The 21,232-nt window shown below is 72.3% G+C and carries 2 protein-coding genes (1 of these 2 running past the window's edge); both read right to left on the bottom strand.

Features of this window, described 5'->3' with window-relative positions; all coding sequences use genetic code 11:
- Positions 1-7,493, bottom strand: the 5' portion of a protein-coding gene (locus ACH4VO_RS28310) for an SDR family NAD(P)-dependent oxidoreductase (protein ID WP_360993806.1). The gene continues 1,150 nt to the left of window position 1, outside the view; the window shows 7,493 of its 8,643 coding nt (coding positions 1-7,493); it begins with the start codon at positions 7,491-7,493; its stop codon lies beyond the left edge, outside the window.
- Positions 7,490-21,232, bottom strand: coding sequence for an SDR family NAD(P)-dependent oxidoreductase (locus ACH4VO_RS28305; protein ID WP_360993803.1), 13,743 nt, complete (start codon positions 21,230-21,232; stop codon positions 7,490-7,492). Before ACH4VO_RS28305 ends, ACH4VO_RS28310 begins: the two co-directional genes overlap by 4 nt.

The raw sequence follows: 21,232 nt of genomic DNA, 5'->3' as shown, positions 1-21,232 counted from the left end.
TCGTAGTAGCGAGACACGTCCCACCGGTCGGCGGGCACTTCGCGCACGGAGTTACGACCGTCGCGGAGGTTGGCCCAGTACGCGCGGAGGTTGTCGGCGTCCGGGTAGCGCCCGGACATTCCGACCACGGCCGCGCGCTCACCGCGAGGTGCGGTGGGCGGGGCGGCTGCGGGCGGCGCGGTGGCACCGGTCGCGGTCTCACCCGGATGCTCACGCGCCCCGGAGGGGCGGTCACGTCGAGGCGCGGGATTCGGCAGGGGCGCTCGTACCGGCTCGGGCAGGGGCGACCGTACCGGCTCGGGCAGGGGCGCTCGTACCGGCTCGGGCAGGGGCGCTCGTACCGGCTCGGGCAGGGGCGCTCGTACCGGCTCGGGCGTCCGCGCCCGTACCGGTTCCGGCATCGGTACGAAACTCGGCACCGGGTCCGGTGACGGCTCCGGGGCCGGCTCGGCCTCCGGCGGAGCGACGTCCCCGGCTGGGATCTGCTGCGCCAGATGAGCCGCCAACTCCGTCACCGACGGGTAGTCGTACAGCCGCGTCGCGGTCAACGACGTGCCGTACGCCTTGTTGATGTCCTTCACCCACTCCACCCCGATGATGGAGTCCAGACCCAGCTCCACGAAATTACGCCGCGGATCAACCTCACTCTCCGAGAGGAACAGCACCGTCGCGAGCCCCGCCCGCAACTCCGCCCGCAGCACACTCAGATCACGGCCCGACCCGCCATTCCGCTCCACCGCGACCGGCACGACCGGCGAGGCCGAAGGAACCGGCGCGACCGGCGCAACCGCGGGAGCAACAGGCAAAGGCGCGAAACCCGGCTCCGGGGCCGGCTCGGCCTCCGGCGGAGCGACGTCCCCGGCTGGGATCTGCTGCGCCAGATGAGCCGCCAACTCCGTCACCGACGGGTAGTCGTACAGCCGCGTCGCGGTCAACGACGTGCCGTACGCCTTGTTGATGTCCTTCACCCACTCCACCCCGATGATGGAGTCCAGACCCAGCTCCACGAAATTACGCCGCGGATCAACCTCACTCTCCGAGAGGAACAGCACCGTCGCGAGCCCCGCCCGCAACTCCGCCCGCAGCACACTCAGATCACGGCCCGACCCGCCATTCCGCTCCACCGCGACCGGCACGACCGGCGAGGCCGAAGGAACCGGCCGGCCCACCGCACCGCCCGCCTCGGTCAGTACGACGGTGCGGGGCTCGGTGGCAGGAGCTGCCGTCAGGGCTACCGTCGCGCCCGGATCCTGTAGCCGAATCCGGTGCTTCTTCCCCGGAACCGCACCCGGTACGAACGGCTCGACAGGCGCCCGAAGGGTGACCGGTGCGGGCGACTTCTTCGGTTCCTGTACGGGTACGGACGGCTTTTTCGGTTCCGGTACGGGCGGGAGCGCCCGCGCTGCCGGACCTGCCGGGCCTGCCGGGCCTGCCGGGCCTGCCGGAGCACGACGCCCATCCGTCGCCCAGTGCGTCGAGCGCGCGAAGGGGTAGCCGGGCAGCGTGATGATCCGTGGCCTGTCCTCGCCCGCGAACAGCGCCGGCCAGTCCGGGACGGCGCCCTGACAGTAGAGCTCGGCCAGGGCGCAGCACACCTCCCGGTACCGCTCCGCCGGTACGCCAGGTGACCCGAGAACGTCCAGGAGTGCCCGCGCCTGAACCTCCAGCAGCGAACGGTCCTGGTCGCGAGGGACTTCGCCGCGCCTGACCATGGGGTGTTCCCGGCCGCTCCTGGCCGCTGACAGCACCGACAGCACGTCTTCGACGCCACTGACGACAACTGAGCAACGGTGGGCGAAGTGCTGCCTGCCCTCCAGCAGGGTGTAGGCCGTGTCCCTCAGGCGCGGAGGGTCGAGCTCTCCTTGCGCGAGCGCCGACCGGAGATCCTCGATACGTCCTCGCAGTCCCTCGGGGGTCTTGGCGGACAGCAGCAGCGGCAGCGCCGGGGCATCGGCGACGGGGGCGCGGCGGGTGGGCTCGGGGTAACTCTCCACCACCATGTGGACATTGGTCCCGCTCATCCCGAAGGAGCTCACCGCGCCGAGCCTTGTGCCCGACGGCCCCGCCGCCCAGGACTCGGTCGCCTTGTTGACGTAGAAGGGGCTGTCCTTCCACGCGATGTAGTCGCTGTCCTGCTCGCAGTGCAGACTCGCCGGGACGACGCCGTGCCGTACCGACTGGACGAGGGCGATCAGGCCGACGAGTCCGGAAGCCGCCAGGGTGTGACCGACATTGGTCTTGGTGGAGGTCAGTGCGCAGAAGCCGGTCTTGTCCGTGCGCTCGCGGTACACCTCGTTCAGGGCGTTCACCTCGACCGGGTCGCCGAGTCGGGTGCCCGTGCCGTGCGCCACGATGTGCTCGACGCGCTCGGGGTCGATGCCGTGCCGGTCGTAGACCTGGCGGTAGAGCCGTGCCTGCGCTGCGCCGCTCGGCGCGGTGATGCCGTTGGTCCGTCCGTCGTAGTTCATACCGCTGCCGCGGATCACGGCCAGGACGCGGTCGCCGTCGGCTTCCGCCTGGGACAGGCGCTTGAGTACGAGGGCGGGGACCGCCTCGCCGAGGACCATGCCGTCGGCCTGCTGACCGAAGGCGTGGCAGACGCCGCTCTCGGAGAGCATGCCCGACCTGCCCATTTCGCTGTAGCCGCGCGCGGTGGTCGCCAGGCTGACGCCGGCGACCAGCGCGGTGTCGCACTCGCCACCGCGCAGGCTCGCGCATGCCTGGTGGGCGGCTGTCAGCCCCGAGGAGCAGGCGGTGTTGATCGCGAGCACCGGGCCGGAGAAGTCGAGCAGGTAGCCGAGGCGCGAGGCCATGATCGCCTCGTGCTGGGCGGTGATGCCGCCTTCGCCTCCGGTCAGCTCGGGGTAGTCACCCTGTTCGGCACCGACGAACATGCCGATCGTCCCGGCGCGCAGTTTCCGGTCGCCGTAGCCGGCGTCCTCCAGGGCATGCCATGCCTCCTGGAGCAGGAGTCGCTGGCGCGGGTCCATGGTGCGTGCCTCGCGTGGCGATATTTCGAAGAACGCGGCGTCGAACTCCGCGACTCCCGGGACGAATCCGCAGCGTACGGCGTCCTGCTGGTCAGCCTCCAGCCCGTCCCAGTCGGCGCGCCGGTCCCCCGGGACGGGGGTCAGCGCATCCTTGCCCTGGAGGAGGTTCTTCCAGAACTCCTCGACGGACCTGGCGGCGGGGAACCGGCCGCTCATGCCGATGACGGCGATCGGTTCCGGTTCTGTGTGCGCCCCGGGCCGCGGTGCCGAAGCGGCCACGGGCCGCTCGTCGGCGGCGGCTGCGGAGTTTTCCGCAGCCGGGGTCGCGGCAGGCGCCGGGGCGCTGTCCGCGGCTGTGGCCGCCGCGCCGTGCCGACGGAGCGCGTCGCCGTGTTCCGCGACCAGATGCGCCACCAGCTTCTGCGGGGTGGGGTAGGAGAAGAAGATCGAGGGCAGCACCTCGATCGCGAGGCTCTCCCCGAGGGCCCTGGCCAGCTTGATCAGGCTGACCGAGTCGAGCCCCAGCTCGGAGAGGCTCTCGTCGGCGTGGATCTGCTCGCGGGGTACCCGCAGTACGTCGACGATCCCGGTCTTGAGGGCCGAGAGCACCAGCGTCGCTACATCTGTGTCCTGCATGGTCTCCGTGTCCGGGACGTCCGCACGGCGGGCGGCGCCCGTGTCGGTGACAGGTGTGGCAGCGAGAGCGTCACGGTGTGCTGCCGCCGGCGCCGGGTCCGCGTCGAGCAGGCGCCGTACGCGTACCGGATCGCCTGCCATGACGATCTGCTGGGTCGGTCCCTCTCGCAGGAGGTGTTCGAAGAGCGTGAGGCCCTCGGCTTCCCCGAGCAGGTGCAGCCCACTGGCGGAGAGGTACAACTCGACGCCGTCCGCGTCCTCGAAGCCCATACCGCCGCCGCTCCACAGGGGCCAGTTGATGGCGACCGTCGCGCCGGACAGTGCTCCCTGGCGCACCCGCTCCTCGCGGTGGCGGGCATAGGACGTCTGGAAGCGGTTGGCCACCGAGTAGGCGCAGCCGCCGAAGTCGCCGAGGACCGCCGAGGTCGACGAGAAGTAACAGACGTAGTCGAGCGGTTCGGCGGCCAGTACGTCGTCGAGTACGCGGGTGCCGTCCACCTTGGCGGACAGCAGATCCTGGAAGGACCGGGCGTCTCCGGTAAGCAGCGAGTTGCCTTCGGTGACGCCGGCGGCGTGGACGACGCCGTGGATCGGGCCGAACCGCTCGCGCGCCGCGGCCACCACCTCGCGCATGGCCTGCCGGTCGGAGACGTCGGCCTGCTGGTAGAGGACCTCGCCGCCCAGCGACTCGATCCGCGCGATGCTGCGACGTTTGCCGGCGTCCAGGGCCGAGCGCCCGGTCAGCACCAGGCGCGCCGACCAGAGCCTGGCCAGGTGCTCGGCGAGCAGGAGGCCCAGGCCGCCGGTGCCGCCCGTGATGAGGTACGTGCCGTTCGGCCGCAGGAGGTGCTTGCCTGCGCCGGGCAGGCTCGGCCGCACCCGGCTGACCTGTCGCGTACCGGCGCGGTACAGGACGCTGCTGGACGTCCCGGCGGACCACTCGTTCCACAGGCGTTCGAACCAGGTGCCGCAGGCTGTCCTGCGGGGCCCGTCCTGGGCCTCCTCCAGGACGGCGGCGAACCCCACGTCGGGAAGCACCCTGCCGAGGGAGCGCTCGAAGCCGAGCCACGACTCCGTGTACGCCCGCCCGATCCCGTCGTGGAACTCTCCGGCCTGCAGGACCCGGCCCACCGGCAGCCCCGACGCGGCGATCGCCTGCAGGAGGTGCACGGTGAGGGTGTACGCGCCGGGCCCCGCGTCGTCCAGGGACCACAGGTTCACCACGCCGTCGACCGCGCCGTACCGCGACCTGATGTCCGTGAACACGCGGACGCAGTCGTCCGGGGATTCGTGGTCGGCTTCGTAGGAGTGGTCGGACGTCCGGGCGAAGCCACGTCCCCGGGTGACGAACAGCAGGGTGAGGGCGGGATCCAGCTCGCGTGCGGTCCGCGCCAGCTCGGCTCGGTCCGCCGGGTCGGCGCACAGGCAGAGCAGGATCCGCGGCGCGTCGGCCCGGCGGACGGCGGGTAGCGCCTCCGGTTCCCAGGACTCCGCGAAGAGGAGGGCGGCCGGCTGCTGGTCGCCGGTCACGTCGGCGCCGGACTGCGCTGCCGGGCCCTGCGGAGCGAGGGCCGCGGCGGAGCGTGTGGTGTCGATCCAGTACCGGTTCCTGGCGAACGGGTAGGAGGGCAGGGCCAGGTGGGCCGGGCACCGGCTGCCGTGCAGGGAGTGCCAGTCGACGGTGGCGCCCTTGACCCACGACGCCAGCAGCCCCGCGAGGTCCCCCCGGGCGTCCGCTTCGGGCTCGCCCGTACCGGCGCCCGACGCGCTCGCCCTGCCGCGTACCAGCCCCTCGACGTCCTGGCGTCCGTCACCGAACTCCCGCAGGCGTGCGAGTAGGTCCGGCAGGCCGGCCACGACGAGCCCGAGCCGCTCCCGCATGGCCTCCCGGCCCACCTGGAGGGTGTGGGCGAGCGCCGGCAGGTCGACGGCCGCGAGGTGCTGCTGCTCGATCCAGTCCGCGAGTTGCGCCGCCTTCTTGCGCAGGAGCTCAGTGGTGCGGGCCGACAGCACGACCGGGACGGGGGCTCCGGCGGCGTCCGCCGGGTCCGGCGCGTCGTCCGGGTCCGGACGGTACTCCTCAAGGACCAGGTGCGCGTTGGTACCGCCCGCGCCGAAGGAGGAGATGCCCGCGATCCGCGGCAACTCGCGCTCCTCGCCGTCGACCGTGGTGACCGGCCGCGGCCAGTCGGTGAGGGTCTGCTGGACCCTGAAAGGTGTGCCGTCGAAGTCGATGTTCGGGTTCAGGTCGGTGGAGTGGATCGAGGGGGCGATCTTGCCGTGCCGCATCTGGAGCAGCACCTTGGTGAGCCCGGAGATACCGGCGGCGCTCTCGGCGTGGCCGATGTTGCTCTTGACCGAGCCGATCGCGCAGAACCGGCCGTCGCGTGTGTGCCCGCGGAAGGCCCGGGCGAGTCCGGCGACCTCGATGGGGTCCCCGAGGGCCGTGCCGGTGCCGTGCGCCTCGATGTAGCTGACCGCGTCGGGGTCGATGCCGCCCTGCCGCCAGGCGTCGGTGATCACGCGGGCCTGGGTGGTGGGGCTGGGAACGGAGTAGCCGTTGGTCCTGCCCCCGTGGTTGACGGCGACGCCCCGGATGACCCCGTGGATGTGGTCCCGGTCCGCAATGGCCCGTGCCAGCGGTTTCAGCAGCACCGCGCCCACGCCCTCGCCCGGTACGTATCCGTCGCCGCCCTCGCCGAAGCTCTCGCAGCGGCCCGTGCTGGAGACGAACCGGCTCTGACCGAGGAGCAGGTACTTGTTGGGGTGTACCGAGACGTTGACCCCGCCGGCGATCGCCAGGTCGCAACTGCCGGACCCGATGCTCTGGCACGCCAGCTGGATGGCGGTCAGCGACGAGGAGCACATGGTGTCGACGCTCATGCTGGGGCCTTGGAAGTCGAAGTAGTACGAGACCCGGTTGGCGACGGCCGCGAGGTTCCCGGACACGGCCACCGGGTTCTGGAGCACCTGCTCCTGGGCTCCGTACAGCTGGTATTCCGAGTACATCACGCCGACGTAGACGCCGATGGCGGGCTTGCGGCCGGTGTGCGTCGGGGCCTTCAGCCGCTCAGGGGTGTATCCGGCGTCCTCGACGGTCTCGTAGACGCACTGCAGGAACATGCGCTCCTGCGGATCCATCCGCTCCGCCTCGACGGGCGAGATGCTGAAGAACAGCGGGTCGAACTCGTCGACCCCGTCGATGAATCCGCCCCACCGGCTGTACGTCTTGCCGGGGGCGTCCGGGTTCGGATCGAAGTACGCCTCGTGATCCCAACGGTCGGCGGGAATCTCGGTGACGCAGTCGCGTCCGGCCGCCAGGTTCGCCCAGAACTCGTCAACGGTGCGGGCCTTGGGGTAGCGCCCGGCAAGGCCGATGATCGCGATGTCCAGCCCCTGCCGCTCGGGGAGAGTGGGCGCGGGCCGGGGCGCGGGCGGCGACGGCTGGTCGGTCTGCTGCGCGGACCACCGGGGCGACGACAGGGGTTTGCGTCGCAGCGGGCCTGCGGACCGGGCGCCGGCACGGGCTGCCGGCCCGGCGGGGGGCGGGGCGTCGGCAGCCGGGGCGGCCGGGGCGGGCGCGGCCTGTCCGAGCAGCCTCGACACGGCCGGCCGACGGGTGGCGACCAGGTGCCGGGCCAGCTCACGTGGTGTGGCGAACTCGAAGAACAAGGTGGTGGGCAGCGACCCGAAGACCGCTTCCAGCCGCGCCGTCATGGTCATCGCCATGACCGAGTCGAGACCGAAGCTCTCGAACGCGGCCCGGGCATCGACCCGGCCGAGGGGGAGCTTGGTGATCTCGGACAGAAGGCGCTCAAGGAACTCGCTCGCCTTCTCCTCAAGCAGGTCGCCGTCATAGTGCTTCACGAATTCGTCCCATCGGTGGTGAAAGTAGGGAACTTCCGCTGCGTCGGGACCGAGGCGTCCCTCAAAGTGCGGCCGCCAGGCGGAACCGCGACCATGACCTGGCTGTACTCGGAGTGCAGGATCCGGTGGAAGTCACCGATACCGTCCGGCGCCGGGACCGGGGCGCCCGGCGGGCGGGGGCCGGGATCGGGGTGCGCCCACTGCGGCCGGCCGTCGGCGCCCAGCGGCCAGTTGACGGACTGGCTGTGCCCGAAGCGCTCACCGCCGGCGACGAGGTCCTGCCGGTGGCGGGCGTAGGCGTCCAGGAACGCGTTCGCCGCGGCGCCCTCGACCCGGCCGACGCCACCGTCCGTCCCGGACAGGAAGGAGAAGGTCACGAAGAAGTCCAGCGGGAGCGCCCGGGTCGCGGTGTCCAGGTTCACCACCCCCGCCACCTTCGGGGCCACACCGTCCAGGAAGTCCCGGCCCGATGTGTCGACGATGAGCGCCTCGCGGGCGGTCCCGGCAGCGTGGATGACTCCATCGATCGCTCCGTGCCGCTCCAGAACGCGCGCGACCAGTGCGTCCGCCGCGAACCGGCCGGAGAGGTCGGCCTGCTCGTAGCACACCGTGCTGCCGGGTGCCCGCTCCCGCAAGGCCTCACGGGACTCGGCGTCCAGCGGGGAGGGGCCGACGAGGATGACGGTCGCGTTCCCCGCCTGTGTGGCGATCTCCCGTGCGACGATCCGTCCGGGCCCCTCCGCTCCGCCGGCGACGAGATAGACACCGTTCTCCTTCCACGGCTGTGTGTGAGGCGCCGTAGGGCCGGCGCACACGGCCCAGTCCTGTATCTCCCGCCGACCGTCGACGTACCGCACGAGGGTCTCCTCGGGGCAGCCGCGGTTCTCCCGGATCCGCGCCACGGCGCGCTCAGGGGTGTCCGTCCGGTCCAGTACGACGACCTGACCGGTGACCGCCGGGTTCTCCAGGCGGGCCGTCCTGAACATGGCCGCGAGGCCGGTGAGCAGGGTCGCGTCGGGTGTACCGGGAATCACCAGCTGGACGTGGCTGCGGCCGCCGGCCGCGCGCAGCAGGGAGCGCAGGTGGCGCAGCACCTGCACGCCGTAGGCGGCGTACCGGCCCTCCGGGGCTTCGTCGTCGGCGGTCAGCAGGAACACGTCGGCGTCGTCGCCCCGCAGGAGGGGCGCCAGTTCGGGCACTCCGGCGAGCAGCACCACCGGGCGGCCGGCGGCGCCGGACGGCCGGGCCGGTGCGGGCCGGGCCTGCCACTGCGAGCGCAGCAGTACCGGCTGCCCGACGGCCTGCGTCCCACCGGCCGGGGTCGTTTCGGGGTGTTCCGCTGCCGGGGCAGGCATCGCCGACCCGGGGTCGACACGGTCGGACGTGGCCGGGTCGAAGGAGAGCCCCCCGACGCGGACGCGGACGCGGCCTTCCTGGTCGGCCAGGTCGAGGTCGAACCCGGGGGCCCGCCCCTGGCCGGCCGGCTGTGTGCCGGGCCGGATCCAGGCCCACATCGCGGGCGTGCAGGCGTCGAGGACCAGAACTTCGTCGATGGCGCGGATCACCGTGGGTCCACCGCCGCCCGCCGCCCGCTGCCCGGCCGGCCGGACGAGGAGGTCGGAGCAGGCCCGCACCGCGGCGTCGAGCAGGCCCGGATGCAGCACCAGGCCGTCCTCGGTGTCGCGGACCGGGTCGGGCAGCGCCAGTCGGATCAGGGCCTGCCCGGGCCGGGTCCAGACGTGCTCGACCGCGCGATACGCGGGTTCGTACGCGAGCCCGCCGTCGTGGTGACGCCGGTAGTACTGATCGGCGGTCAAGCCGACGCCGCGGCAGGCCTCCCGCAGAGCGGGCACGTCGAGCACGGTCTCCCCGACTTCTTCGGCAAAGTACAGGACGCCCTCGCTGTGCTCGACGGCGTCACTCTCGCCGTCCCCGCCCGACGGTGTGCTCGTGATCCGGAACCGGATGTCACCGTCGTCCTCCGGACGAAGACCCACATGCGTCTCGCGGGGGCCGTCGGCCGGATCGAGCGGCCGCGCGAAGACGACGTCGCGCAGCACCACCGGGGTGGCGGGATCCACAGCGGTTCTGCTGCTGAGGCAGCACGCGGCCACGGCCATCTCGAGGAAGGCCGCGCCGGGCACACCGCGAGCGGCGTGCTCACCCAGGAAGCGCTCCTGGCCGGTCACGACGGAGGTGAAGCGCTGCTCGGTGAAGTCGGACGTGTTGACCTGGACCAGGGGGTGCAGCGGCGCCGGTCCGCCGAGCGCCCGCGGCTGGGCGGCGGGCACCTCGTCGAAGGCGCAGTACCGCTCGGCCGCGAAGGGGTAACTCGGCAGCGCGATGCGCCGCGGAGTCCCGCTCCGGTGGAGGTACTGCCAGTTCACCGGCACCCCGCTGACCCACAGTTCGAGCAGCTTCTCGTACTTCCCCTTCTCCGCCCACGCCGCGATCATCACCTCGAGGTCGGAGTCCGACGCGAACAGAGTCAGTGCCTGGGCGCCGTCGGCGACCGAACCACGGACGATGTCCCCTGCGGCGAACTCACCCGCCGAAAACCGGCCGAGGCGCTCGACCAGCTCGGGCACGGAGGCAGCGACGACTCCGAGGCGTTCCTCCCGTGCCTCGCGGCCGACCTGGAGGGTGTAGGCGACGTCGGTGAGGGCCAGGCCCGCGTTCTCCGGGCGGTCCAGCCACGCCACCAGCTGTTCGGCCCGCTCCCTCAACTGCTCGGTCGTACGCGCGGACAGCGGGATCACGGCCCGCGGGTCGGCGCCGGCCGGCGGACGCGGCGGTGGGCTGCCCGGGACGTACTCCGCGATCACGACGTGGGCGTTGGAGCCGCCGGCCCCGAACGCAGATACGCCCGCGACGCGCGGCAGTGTGCCGCGTGTGCCGTCGGCCGCCGCGGGGGCCGGCCACGCTGCGCCCACCTGCTGCACCACGAACGGGGTCTGCTCGAAGTCGATGTGCGGGTTGAGCTCCGCGGCGTGCAGGGACGGGGCCAGCCGGCCGTGCTGGAGCTGGAGCAGCACCTTGGTGATGCCGGCGATACCGGCCGCGCTCTCCGCGTGCCCGATGTTGCTCTTCACCGAGCCGATCGCGCAGAACCCCCGTTCGTCGGTGTCGGGAGCGAACGCCTTGCACAGCCCGGCGATCTCGACCGGGTCGCCCAGGGAGGTGCCGACGCTGTTCGCCTCGATGTAGCTCACGTCCCGCGCGTTCACGCCGGCCCGCCGCAGGGCCTCACCGATGACCCCGGCCTGCCCCAGCGGTTCCGGAACCGAGTAACCGCTGGTCCTGCCGCGGTGGTTGGCGGCGGTGCCCTTGATGACGCCGTAGATCCGGTCGCCGTCCGCGATCGCCCGCGCCAGTGGCTTGAGCAGGATCGCGCCCACACCTTCGCCCGGTGCATAGCCGTCGCCTCCGGCGCCGAAGCTGGCGCAGCGGCCGTCGCTCGCCGCGAGCCGGCCCTGGCTGAGGAGCAGGTACTTGTTCGGGTGCAGCGAGAGGTTCACTCCCCCGGCCACCGCCGTGTCGCAGTCGCCCGACTCCAGGCTCCGGCAGGCCAGATGCACGGCCGTCAGCGACGACGAGCACATCGTGTCGACGCTCAGGCTCGGGCCGCGGAAGTTGAACACGTGCGACACCCGGTTCGCCACGGACGCGGAGCTGCCCGACACGACCGGCGCCGCACCGGCCTCCTGCGACCGGGCGCCGTGGAGCTGGTACTCCTGGTACATCACTCCGACGAAGACACCCACCCGGCCGTCGAGCAGGTTGCCCGTACGGTCCTTGCCGATGTCCCGGACGTACCCGGCGTCCTCCAGGGTCTCGTGCACGCACTGCAGGAACAGCCGCTCCTGCGGGTCCATGATCTCCGCTTCGCGCGGGGAGATGCTGAAGAACTGCGGGTCGAAGTCGTAGGCACCGTCGAGGAATCCGCCCCACTTGCTGTACGACTTCCCGGGTGTCCCCTTGCGCGCGTCGAAGAAGCGCTCGTGGTCCCAGCGGTCGGCCGGGATCTCGGTGACGCAGTCCTTGCCGGCGGCGAGGTTCTGCCAGAACTCCCGTACGTCCCGCGCCTGGGGGTAGCGGCCCGCCAGGCCGATGATCGCTGTGTCGCCGGCTGCCGTGACCGGGGCCGGGGCGGTGGTACGCACCGTCGCGGTGGCGGACGGTACGGGCGGCCAGGTGCGGCCCGTCACCGGAACGGGCTGCTCCGGGGCGTCCGGCGCCGCAGCGGGTGGCTGTCGGCGCCCACCCGCGGCGGGTATCAGCTCCCCGATGTGGCGCGGATGGGTCTGGAGGAGGTGGCGGGTCAGGGCGGTGATGGTGCGGTGCTCGAAGAACAGGGTCTTCGGAAGCGTGCCGAAGACCTCCTCCAGGGTGCGGGTCATCTCCATGGTCATCACGGAGTCGACGCCGTACTCCTCCAGCGACGCCTCGGCGTCGATCCGGTCGGCGGGCAGGTCGATGACCGAGGCCAGGAGCCGCTTGAAGTAGGCCACGGCCTGCTGCGTGGTGTTCTCGTCAGGGCCCTGCGCGGGCGCCTCCGCCGTGTTCCCTCCGGGGGCGGTCGCGGTGTCCGGCGCAGGCCGGGGCCGCGGTGCGGGGGTGTCCACGAGGAGTCCCGCCAGGAGGGTCCGCGCGATCCTGGTGCGGTCGCCCGCCACCACCATGACCTGGTCGGACGGTGATGCCATGGCCACGTACAGGGCGCGCAGCCCGTCCTCGTCCGGCAGCGGCACGAGCCCGAAGCGCTCGTGCAGTGACCGCTCCGTCAGTTCGTCGACGCGCATCCCGCCGTCGGCCCACAGGGGCCAGGCGACCGACAGGGTCCTGCCGTGCCGTTCGCCCCGGGCCACCAGCGTGTTGCGGTGGGCGGCGAAGGCGTCCATGAACGCGTTCCCGGCCGCGTAGTCGGTCTGTCCGATGTTGCCGAGGGCCCCGGCGACCGAGGAGAAGGCGACCAGGACGTCGAGATCCGCGTCCTGGGTGGCCTCGTCCAGGTGCACCAGTCCGGCGACCTTCGGTGCCAGCACGCGGGAGAACTCGTCCGCGTCCTTCTTGATGACGAACGCGTCGCTGGTGAACCCGGCCGCGTGCAGGATGCCGTCGAGCCGCCCGTACCGCTCGTGGATGTCCGCGACGAGCGCCATGACGTCGTCCCTGACCGCCACGTCCGCCTGTACGTAGATCGCTTCTGCGCCGTGAGCCCGCAGTTGTTCCAGCAGCGCGTCCTTGTGCGCGTCGCGGGGCGAACGGCCGGCGATCACGATGCGGCCGCCACGGATGCGCTGGGCGATGTCCTGGGCGAAGACCCTGCCCAGGCTGCCGGCGCCCCCGGTGATCAGATAGACGCCGCCGTCCTTCCAGGGCGCCACCGCCGACCGGCGCTGGACGTCCTCCTCACGCCACCGCAGGACCTGGCGCAGACCGCCGAGATGGCGCACCGCGACGTCCGCGAGGACCCCGCGCTCCGCCGTCACCCGGGACGCGGCGCGCTCCGCGGTGTCCTGCGGGTCCACCAGCACCAGTTGGCCGAGCAGCCGCGGATTCTCCAGTGCGGCCGACTTCAGGATGGCGGCCAGGCCCGTCCACAGCGACGCCTCGACGGCCGGGGCGACCAGTTGGATCCGGACCGGGTGGTGGGCGGGCGCCCCGAGCAGTCGTTTCACCTCGTCGAAGACGTGGAGCGCGTAGTCGGTGTAGCGGCGCCCGACATCTGTGGCGGCCGAGGACAGCCGCACGACACGCGCGGCACCCTGCGCCTCCAGGGCCGCGGCGACCTCGGGGAGCTCCACGACCAGCACCAGGCCCTCGGGCGCCGGGGCGGTGACCGGAGCCGGGCCCGCGGTCACCCAGTGGGGAACGGCGAACAGTTCCCGGGCGGCGGTGGCAGCCGGGGCCGAGCGCAGCGCGACGCCGTTGATCCTGACCCACACCCGCCCTTCGTCGTCGCAGATGTCGATGTCGATGCGGCGCAGGCCCTCGTCCTGCCGGCCCGCGCTGTCCCGCAACCAGGCCCACGCCTCCGGCGGGCAGGGACCGAGGATCTCGACCTCGTCCAGCGCGAACGGCATCAGCAGTTGTTCCTCGCCCGCCGTCGCGGGCAGCAGGCCGGCACACGCCTGGAGGCTCGCGTCCACGGTCGACGGGTGGAGCCCGTAGGCGTCCTGGGTGTCCCGTACCACCGACGGCAGCACGATCCTGGCCAGGACCTGTCCCGCGCCCGTCCACAGGCGCTCGACGCCGCGGTGGCCCGCACCGTAACTGATACCGCGCGCCTCGGCGGTCGCGTACAACGTGTCGGTGTCGGGCCCCGGGGTGGAGCACACCTTCCGCAGTCGCGACAGGTCGACGCGGGCATCGGGGTCCGCCGCCGCGGGGTGCGCGGTCACCTGCACCGAGCCCTCGCTGTGGACCGTGTCGGCGGATCCGGTGGCCGGGTCGCCCGGGCTGAGCAGCGTGAATCCGATCTCGCCGTCCTGTTCGGAGCGCAGATGGATCTCGACGGTGAGCCCCGGCTCGTGCAGGGTGACCGGCCGTGTCCAGGCCACGTTGCGGATGGCCGAGACGCGGTACGGCGCGTCGACCGAGGCCGCCACGGCCGCCCTTGCCAGCTCCAGGCAGGCCGCACCGGACAGGATGGGCCTGCCCCTGACCTGGTGGTCGCGGAGGAAGAACTCCTCGCCGGTGTAGACCGAGGTGAAGCGCTGACCGTGCAGGGTGGAGCTGTTGACGTGCACCAGCGGGTGGAGCTGCGCCGGAGCCGCCCGGCCCCGGGCGGTCGCGGCGTCGTCGGCCAGCCAGTGACGCTCGCCCTGGAAGGGGTAGGTCGGCAGCGATATGCGGCGCGGCGCCGCGGCGGCTGTGGGGTGCAGCTTCGACCAGTCCACTACGAGACCCGTCGTCCACAGCTGGAGGAGCTCGCCGTACGCGCTCCGCGCGAGCGCCGCCTCCAGCGTCCGTGTCTGCTCCGCGTCCGCGGTGAAAACGGCCAGGGTGCCCTGCCGGCGCTCCACCCGGCCCCGGTACAGGCCGGTGACCGCGGGCTCGCCGGCCAGGAAGGCCTGTAGTTTACCGATGAGTTCCCCGGTCGTGGCCGCGATGAACCCGAGGCGCTCCTCGTAGGCCTCCCGACCCGTCTGGAGGGTGTGGGCGATGTCCGCGAGCACGGCCGTGGCGCCCTCGTCCCCGGTCGCCCAGCCCAGCAGCTGCTCGGCCTGGGCCCGCAGGCCGTCTTCGGTCCGCGCGGACAGCACGACGGGGACGGGACCGGCGGGACCGTCCTGCACGGGGGAAGCGCCGGCCGGGCGTGGAGCCGGGAGGTACTCCTCCACGATCACGTGCGCGTTCGAGCCGCCCGCCCCGAACGAGGAGATGCCGGCGACCCGGGGCGCCTCGGCGCCGTCGGCGCCCACCGGGCGGCTCCACGGCGCCAGCTCCCGCGCCACGTAGAAGGGGCTGCTCTCGAAGTCGATGTGGGGGTTGAGTACCTCGGAGTGCAGGGAGGGCGCGAGTTGGCCGTGCTTCATCTGCAGCAGCACCTTCGTGAGCGCGGCGATCCCGGCCGCACTCTCGGCGTGCCCGATGTTGCTCTTGACCGACCCGATCGCACAGAACCCCGTCCGGTCGGTGTGCTCGCGGAAGGCTTGGCTCAGTCCGGTGATCTCGATGGGGTCGCCGAGTGAGGTGCCCGTTCCGTGCGCCTCGACGTAGCTCACCGCCTCCGCGGCGAGCCCGGCCTCACGCAGCGCGTGGCCGATGACGTTGTACTGCGCGCGGGGGTTGGGGACGGAGTAGCCGTTGGTCTTGCCGCCGTGGTTGACCGAGGTGGCCCGGATGACGCCGTAGATGGTGTCGTTGTCCTCGCGGGCCCGGGCGAGTGGCTTGAGCAGGACTGCACCGACGCCTTCCCCCGGGACGTAGCCGTCTCCGCCCTGCCCGAAACTCTCGCACCGGCCCTTGCTCGACGCGTACTTGCCGCTGCCGAGCATCAGGAACTTGTTGGGGTGCAGCGAGAGGTTCACACCGCCCGCGACGGCCACTTCGCAGCCACCCGTCCGCAGGCTCTGGCAGGCCAGGTGCAGCGCGGTGAGCGACGACGAGCACATGGTGTCGACGGCCATGCTCGGACCGTGCAGGTCGAAGACGTAGGACACCCGGTTGGCGATGGTCGACGCGCTGCCGGACAGCGTGACGTTGCGGCCGCGCGCCTGCTCCTGGGCGCCGTAGAGCTGGTACTCCTCGTACATCACCCCCACGAAGACACCGACGTTGCCGGGCAGACCGCGGTCGTCGCAGCGGCTCAGCGCCTCGCGGGTGTACCCCGCGTCCTCCAGTGTCTCGTGCACGCACTCCAGGAACAGCCGCTCCTGCGGGTCCATGAACGCCGCCTCGCGCGGGGCGATGTTGAAGAACAGCGAATCGAAGCGGTCGACGCCGTCCAGGAAGCCGCCCCACTTGGTGTAGGTCTTGCCGGGCGCGTTCTTGTCCGGGTCGAAGAAGGGGCCGTGGTCCCAGCGTTCGGCGGGGATCTCGGTGACGCTGTCGCGGCCCTCGGCCAGGTTCCGCCAGAACTCCCGGATGTTCCGCGCCTGAGGGTAGCGGCCCGCCAGTCCGATGACGGCGATCTCCGTGTCCGCGACCGCCGGTTCCCGGCGGCCGCGCCGCACGGCCGCCGGGCGGGTGTGCGCGGATCGTGTCCCGTCCCGGGGGGTGAGCACGTCCGCCGGGGTCGCGGACAGCTCCGGGGTGCTGGCCGCGAGCAGCTCGACCAGGCGCGGCCGGTGGGCGCCGACGAAGTACCCGGCCAGGGCGCGGATGCTCTGATACTCGTAGAACAGCGTCTTGGACAGCGAACCGAAGACCTTCTCCAGCCGGTTGGTCAGGTTCATCGTCAGGATCGAGTCGATGCCGTAGTGCTCCAGGGCGTCGTCCGCGTCGATCCGCTCGGCGGGTACGCGCAGTTCGGAGGCGAGGAAGTCGATCAGGTACTGGCCGGTCCGCTCTTCCAGCGTGCTCTCCGGGAGGGCGCCGCTGTCCTGCGCGGCAGCGGCCGCGACGCTCACGTCACCGGGAGGCAGGCTGCCGCCGGTCCGGCCGGCGGGCGCGTCCGCGGCGTACGCCCGGGAGGTGAATCCCCGGAGGCGACAGGCCTGCACCCCGGCGTCGTCGAGAAGGTCGATGTCCAGTTTGCGGATCCCCAGCTCGGGCTGGTCGTCGTCGCTGTAACGGACCCACGCCCACATCTGCGCGGTGTACGGCCCCAGGACGTCCAGCTCGTCGAGCGCGAAGGGGAGGTGCAGCGTGGCGGGGGCGGGGTCCGCGAGGTTGCCGTCGCGGCCGAACAGGCCGACAGCGGACTGCAGCGCGGCGTCCAGCAGGCTCGGGTGCAGTACGTACCCGTCGGCCTTGGCAGGCGGCCCGGACGGCAGTCGCAGCCGGGCCAGCGCCTGCCCGTCACCGAGCGCCACGCTCTCGATGCCGCGGTGCGCGGGACCGTATTCGAGACCCAGAGACCGGTAGACGCGGTAGCACGCGTCGGCGTCCAGCTGTGCGGTATCGCACGCCGCGCGCAGCGCGGCCACGTCCACGGCCACCGGGGCAACAGCGGCGAGGGCGCGCACCGTCCCCTGGCTGTGCACGACGGCGTCCGCGTCGGACTCGCCTTCCGCGACGCTGGAGATCTCGAAGGCCACCTCGTCGGCCGCTTCGGCGCCGCCGGGCACCGGGGCGGCGTACAGCGTCGTCGTGACGCGTGCTGCGTGCTCGGCGACCGTCAGGGGCTGGGCCCACACCACATTACGGAGCACGATACGGCCCGTCGGCGCGTCCAGTGAGGCGCCCAGCGCGGCCCGCGCCATCTCCAGGTACGCGGCCGCGGGCAGCACCTTGCGGCCGTTGACGACATGGTCGGTGAGGAAGAACTCCTCCCCGGAGAAGACCGAGCCGAACCGCTGGGCGTCGAGGGTGGAGGTGTTGGTGTGCAGGAGCGGGTGCAGCCGGCCGGCGCCGGGAGCCACGGGGCCGGCCACCTCGGCCAGGTCGCCCACCCAGTAGCGCTCGCGGGCGAAGGGGTAACCGGGCAGCGGAAGCATTCGGGGGCGCCGGGAGCCGTACAGCCTGCCCCAGTCGACGTTCAGGCCCTTGACCCACAGGCCGAGCAGCCGGTCGAACTTGCCCTTCTCGATCCACATGTCCACGGTGGCGGCCATGTCGCCGTCGTCACCAAGGGCGGTCAGCGCCTCCCGGTGCTCCTTGACGTTGCCGACGTGCAGGTCCTCGATGTCCTGCTCGCCGGCGACGAACGTGGCGAGTTTCGCGGTGAGGTCGGCGGCCCGGCCGACGGCCAGGGCCAGGCGTACGTCCATCGCCTCGCGGCCGAGTTGCAGCGTGTGGGCGACGGCGTCGAGGTCGAGAACGGCGGGGTCCTGCGGGAGCAGCCAGTCGAGGAGGTCCCGGGCCCGGTCCCGCAGCCGGTCGGTGTCCTTCGCCGACAGGACGATCAACCGCGGGGCGCCCTCGGGTGCGGGGACCGGCGAAGGGTCGATACGGCGGTACTCCGCCACGACGACATGCGCGTTGGATCCGCCGGCGCCGAACGAGGAGACGCCGGCGATCCGGTCGCCCCCGGCGCTCTGTCCGTCGCTGCCCGTGACCGCGGGCCGCGTCCACGCGGTCGTCTCCCGCTGGAGGTGGAACGGCGTGCGGGCGAAGTCGATGTTGGGGTTGGGTTCCTGCGCGTGCAGGCCCGCCGCGAGCTGCCCGTGCTGCATCTGGAGGATGACCTTGAGCAGCCCGGCGATGCCGGCGGCGGCCTCGAGGTGGCCGATGTTGCTTTTCAGGGAGCCGATGGCGCAGCGCTGCCCGGAGCCCGACGCGAACGCCTGGGTCAGCCCTTCGACCTCGATCGGATCGCCCAGTTCGGTGCCGGTGCCGTGCGCTTCCACGAAGCTCACCTCGTCGGCGCGGATGCCCGCCCCGGCGAGCGCCTCGCGCACCACCTCGGCCTGCGCGACCGGGCTGGGGACGGTGTAGCCGTTGGTGCGGCCGCCGTGGTTGATGCTGCTGCCGCGCAGGACGGCCCGGATGTTGTCGTTGTCCCGCTCGGCATCGGACAGCCGCTTGAGCAGGACGACGGCCACACCCTCCCCCGGCACGAACCCGCTGCCCCCGGCTCCGAAGCTGCGGCACGTGCCGTCGTCCGACAGCATCCGCTTGCCGGACATCAGGGTGTAGTTCGACGGGTGCAGGTAGAGGTTGACCCCGCCTGCGACGGCCAGGTCGCACTCGCCGCGGCGAAGGTGCTGCATCGCCTGGTGGACGGCGCTGAGCGACGACGAGCAGAGGGTGTCGACCGGCAGGCTGGGCCCGGTGAGGTCGAGCAGGTACGACACGCGGTTCGCCACCGAGGCGAACGAGGTCAGCGGGTGCAGCTTCTCGTTACGTTTCCACAGGTCGGGCCCGTACAGGTCGAACCCGGTCTTCGAGACGCCGGCGAAGACGCCCACCCTCCGGCGATGGGCGTCGGCCAGCCGCTGCCGGGTGTAGCCGGCGTCCTCCAGCACGTTCCAGGACTCCTGCAGGAACAGCCGCTCCTGTGGGTCCATGCTCATCGCTTCTTGCGGGGAGATGGCGAAGAAGAGCGGATCGAACTCGGCGAATCCGTCGAGGAATCCGCCCCATTTGCTGTAGCTCAGGCCCGCTGCCACCGCATCGTCGCGGTCGGGGTGGTAGAAGCCCTCCAGCGGCCAGCGGTCCTCCGGGATCTCCGTGACGCAGTCACGGCCGGCGGCGAGGTTCTCCCAGAACTCCCGCAGGTTGCGGGCCTGCGGGAAGCGCCCGCTCATGCCGATGACGGCGATCGCGTCCTCGGGGGGAGCGGCGGTGGCCGGGGCCGCCGCGGGTGCCTGCCGCTCGGCGGGGGTGTGCGTCGACTGAGGCGCCGGAGCGGCCAGGGGCGCCGGGCTGGCCGCCGTCCCCGTCCAGTCCAGGCAGCCCTGCCGGCGCGTCCGAACGAGATAGGAGGCGAGGGCGTCCAGCGAGTTGAACTCGTACAGCAGCGTCTTGGGCAGATCCGCGAAGTTCTCGGCGAGCTTCCGGTTGAGCCGGGTGACGACGATGGAGTCGATGCCGTAGTCCGCCAGCGGCACCTGGGCGTCGATCTTCGCGACGGGCAGGCCGATGACACCGCTGAGCAGCTGCCGGAGCCTGCTGACGACCTTGTCGCGCAGCGCCTCCTCGCCGATGCCCTCAACACCCGCGGGGGCGGGCGCGGAGGCCGGGGCGGACCCGGTGGTGGCCGCCGGCTGCCCGAGCAGGGTCCGGCGGATGCGCGGGCCGTCGCCCTCGACCGCCATCACCTGGCAGTGCCCGGACCCCAGGGACTCGTGGAAGACCCGGATGCCCGACGCGGTGCGCAGGGCGTGCATGCCGGTCTGCTCGCGCAGGACCTGCTCCGTCTCCGCGTCCACCGGCATCCCGCCCTCGGCCCACAGCGGCCAGTTGAGCGAGAGGCTGCGCCCCGCACGCAGGCCCTGCGCGACCAGGCCGCCGCGGTGGTGGGCGAACGCGTCCAGGAACGCGTTGGCGGCGGCGTAGTCGCACTGGCCGACGTTGCCGGTGATCGCCGCTGTGGAGGAGAACAGGGCGAAGAAGTCCAGGGCGTCGTCCTTGCTGGCGGCGTCCAGGTTGAGGGTGCCTGCCGTCTTCGGAGCGAGGACCTCGCGCAGCTCCTCCGCGCTCTTGCGGGACACGAAGCTGTCCCGGATCACCCCGGCGCTGTGGATGATGCCGTGGATGGCGCCGTGCTCGCGCCGCACGCCGGCCAGGTACGCCTCAACGGCGTCCGGGTCGGCCACATCCAGCTGTGCGTACTCCACCCGCGCCTGCGGCCGGTACAGACCCTCCAGCAGATGGCGCCGGTCGCTGTCGAGCGCGGAGCGGCCGCTCAGCAGGACGGTCGCCTTCTGCACCGAGCGCAGCAGATCCCGGGCAAAGATCAGTCCGAGCCCGCCCAGGCCGCCGGTGACGACGTACGTGCCGCCTTCCCGCCAGGGCATGGCGGTGTGCTCGGGGCTCGCCGACTCCTGCCAGGTCAGTACCTCGCGCACGCTGTCGCGGAACCGCACGACGCGGTCCTCGCCACGCTCGCGGCTCTCCAGGATCCGGGCGGCGGTCTGCGCCGGCTCGGCGGCCGGGTCGACCAGGAGCAGCTGGGGCACGATTGCGGGGTTCTCCAGGCCCGCGCTTCTGACCATGCCGATCAGGCCGGACAGGAGGGCGTCCTCTCCCCGCAGGGAGCAGACGAGCTGCACGAGAGTGGCGGGCAGTTCCGGGTCGCCGGCCAGCGCGCGGAGCGCGGTGAGCACCTGGCCCGCGAGATCGGCGTAGCGGTCGGCCAGGCCGGTGGCCCCGGTCCGCAGCTGGCGTACGTCGACCGTGACGTCCTGCCGGCGCAGGGCGTCCGCCAGGGCCGACGGCCCGGCCAGCAGCACCACATGTCGGGGCTCGCGGCCGGTCGCGGGGCTGTCCGCCGCCCGCCAGACCGGGTGGCAGCGCAGCAACTCGGGTGACGGCGCCGTGTCCGGGGCGTCCGTGAGCGGTCCCGTCCGGTCCTGACGGTGCTTCGCCGTCCGTTCCTGACGGGCTTTCAAGAACTGCTTGACGTGCTCCTTGGAGACGCGATCGGCCTTGAGATCCGCCAGAAGCCGCTCCAGCTGGCTGTCCAT

The sequence above is a fragment of the Streptomyces sp. NPDC020780 genome (assembly GCF_044334475.1).
Taxonomy (GTDB): domain Bacteria; phylum Actinomycetota; class Actinomycetes; order Streptomycetales; family Streptomycetaceae; genus Streptomyces.
This window is presented reverse-complemented; position numbering and strand designations above follow the sequence as displayed.

What these genes read in the sequence shown, in the direction of transcription:
- ACH4VO_RS28305 (WP_360993803.1), bottom strand. Translation starts at nt 21,232, where the DNA reads ATGGACAGCCAGCTGGAGCGGCTTCTGGCGGATCTCAAGGCCGATCGC.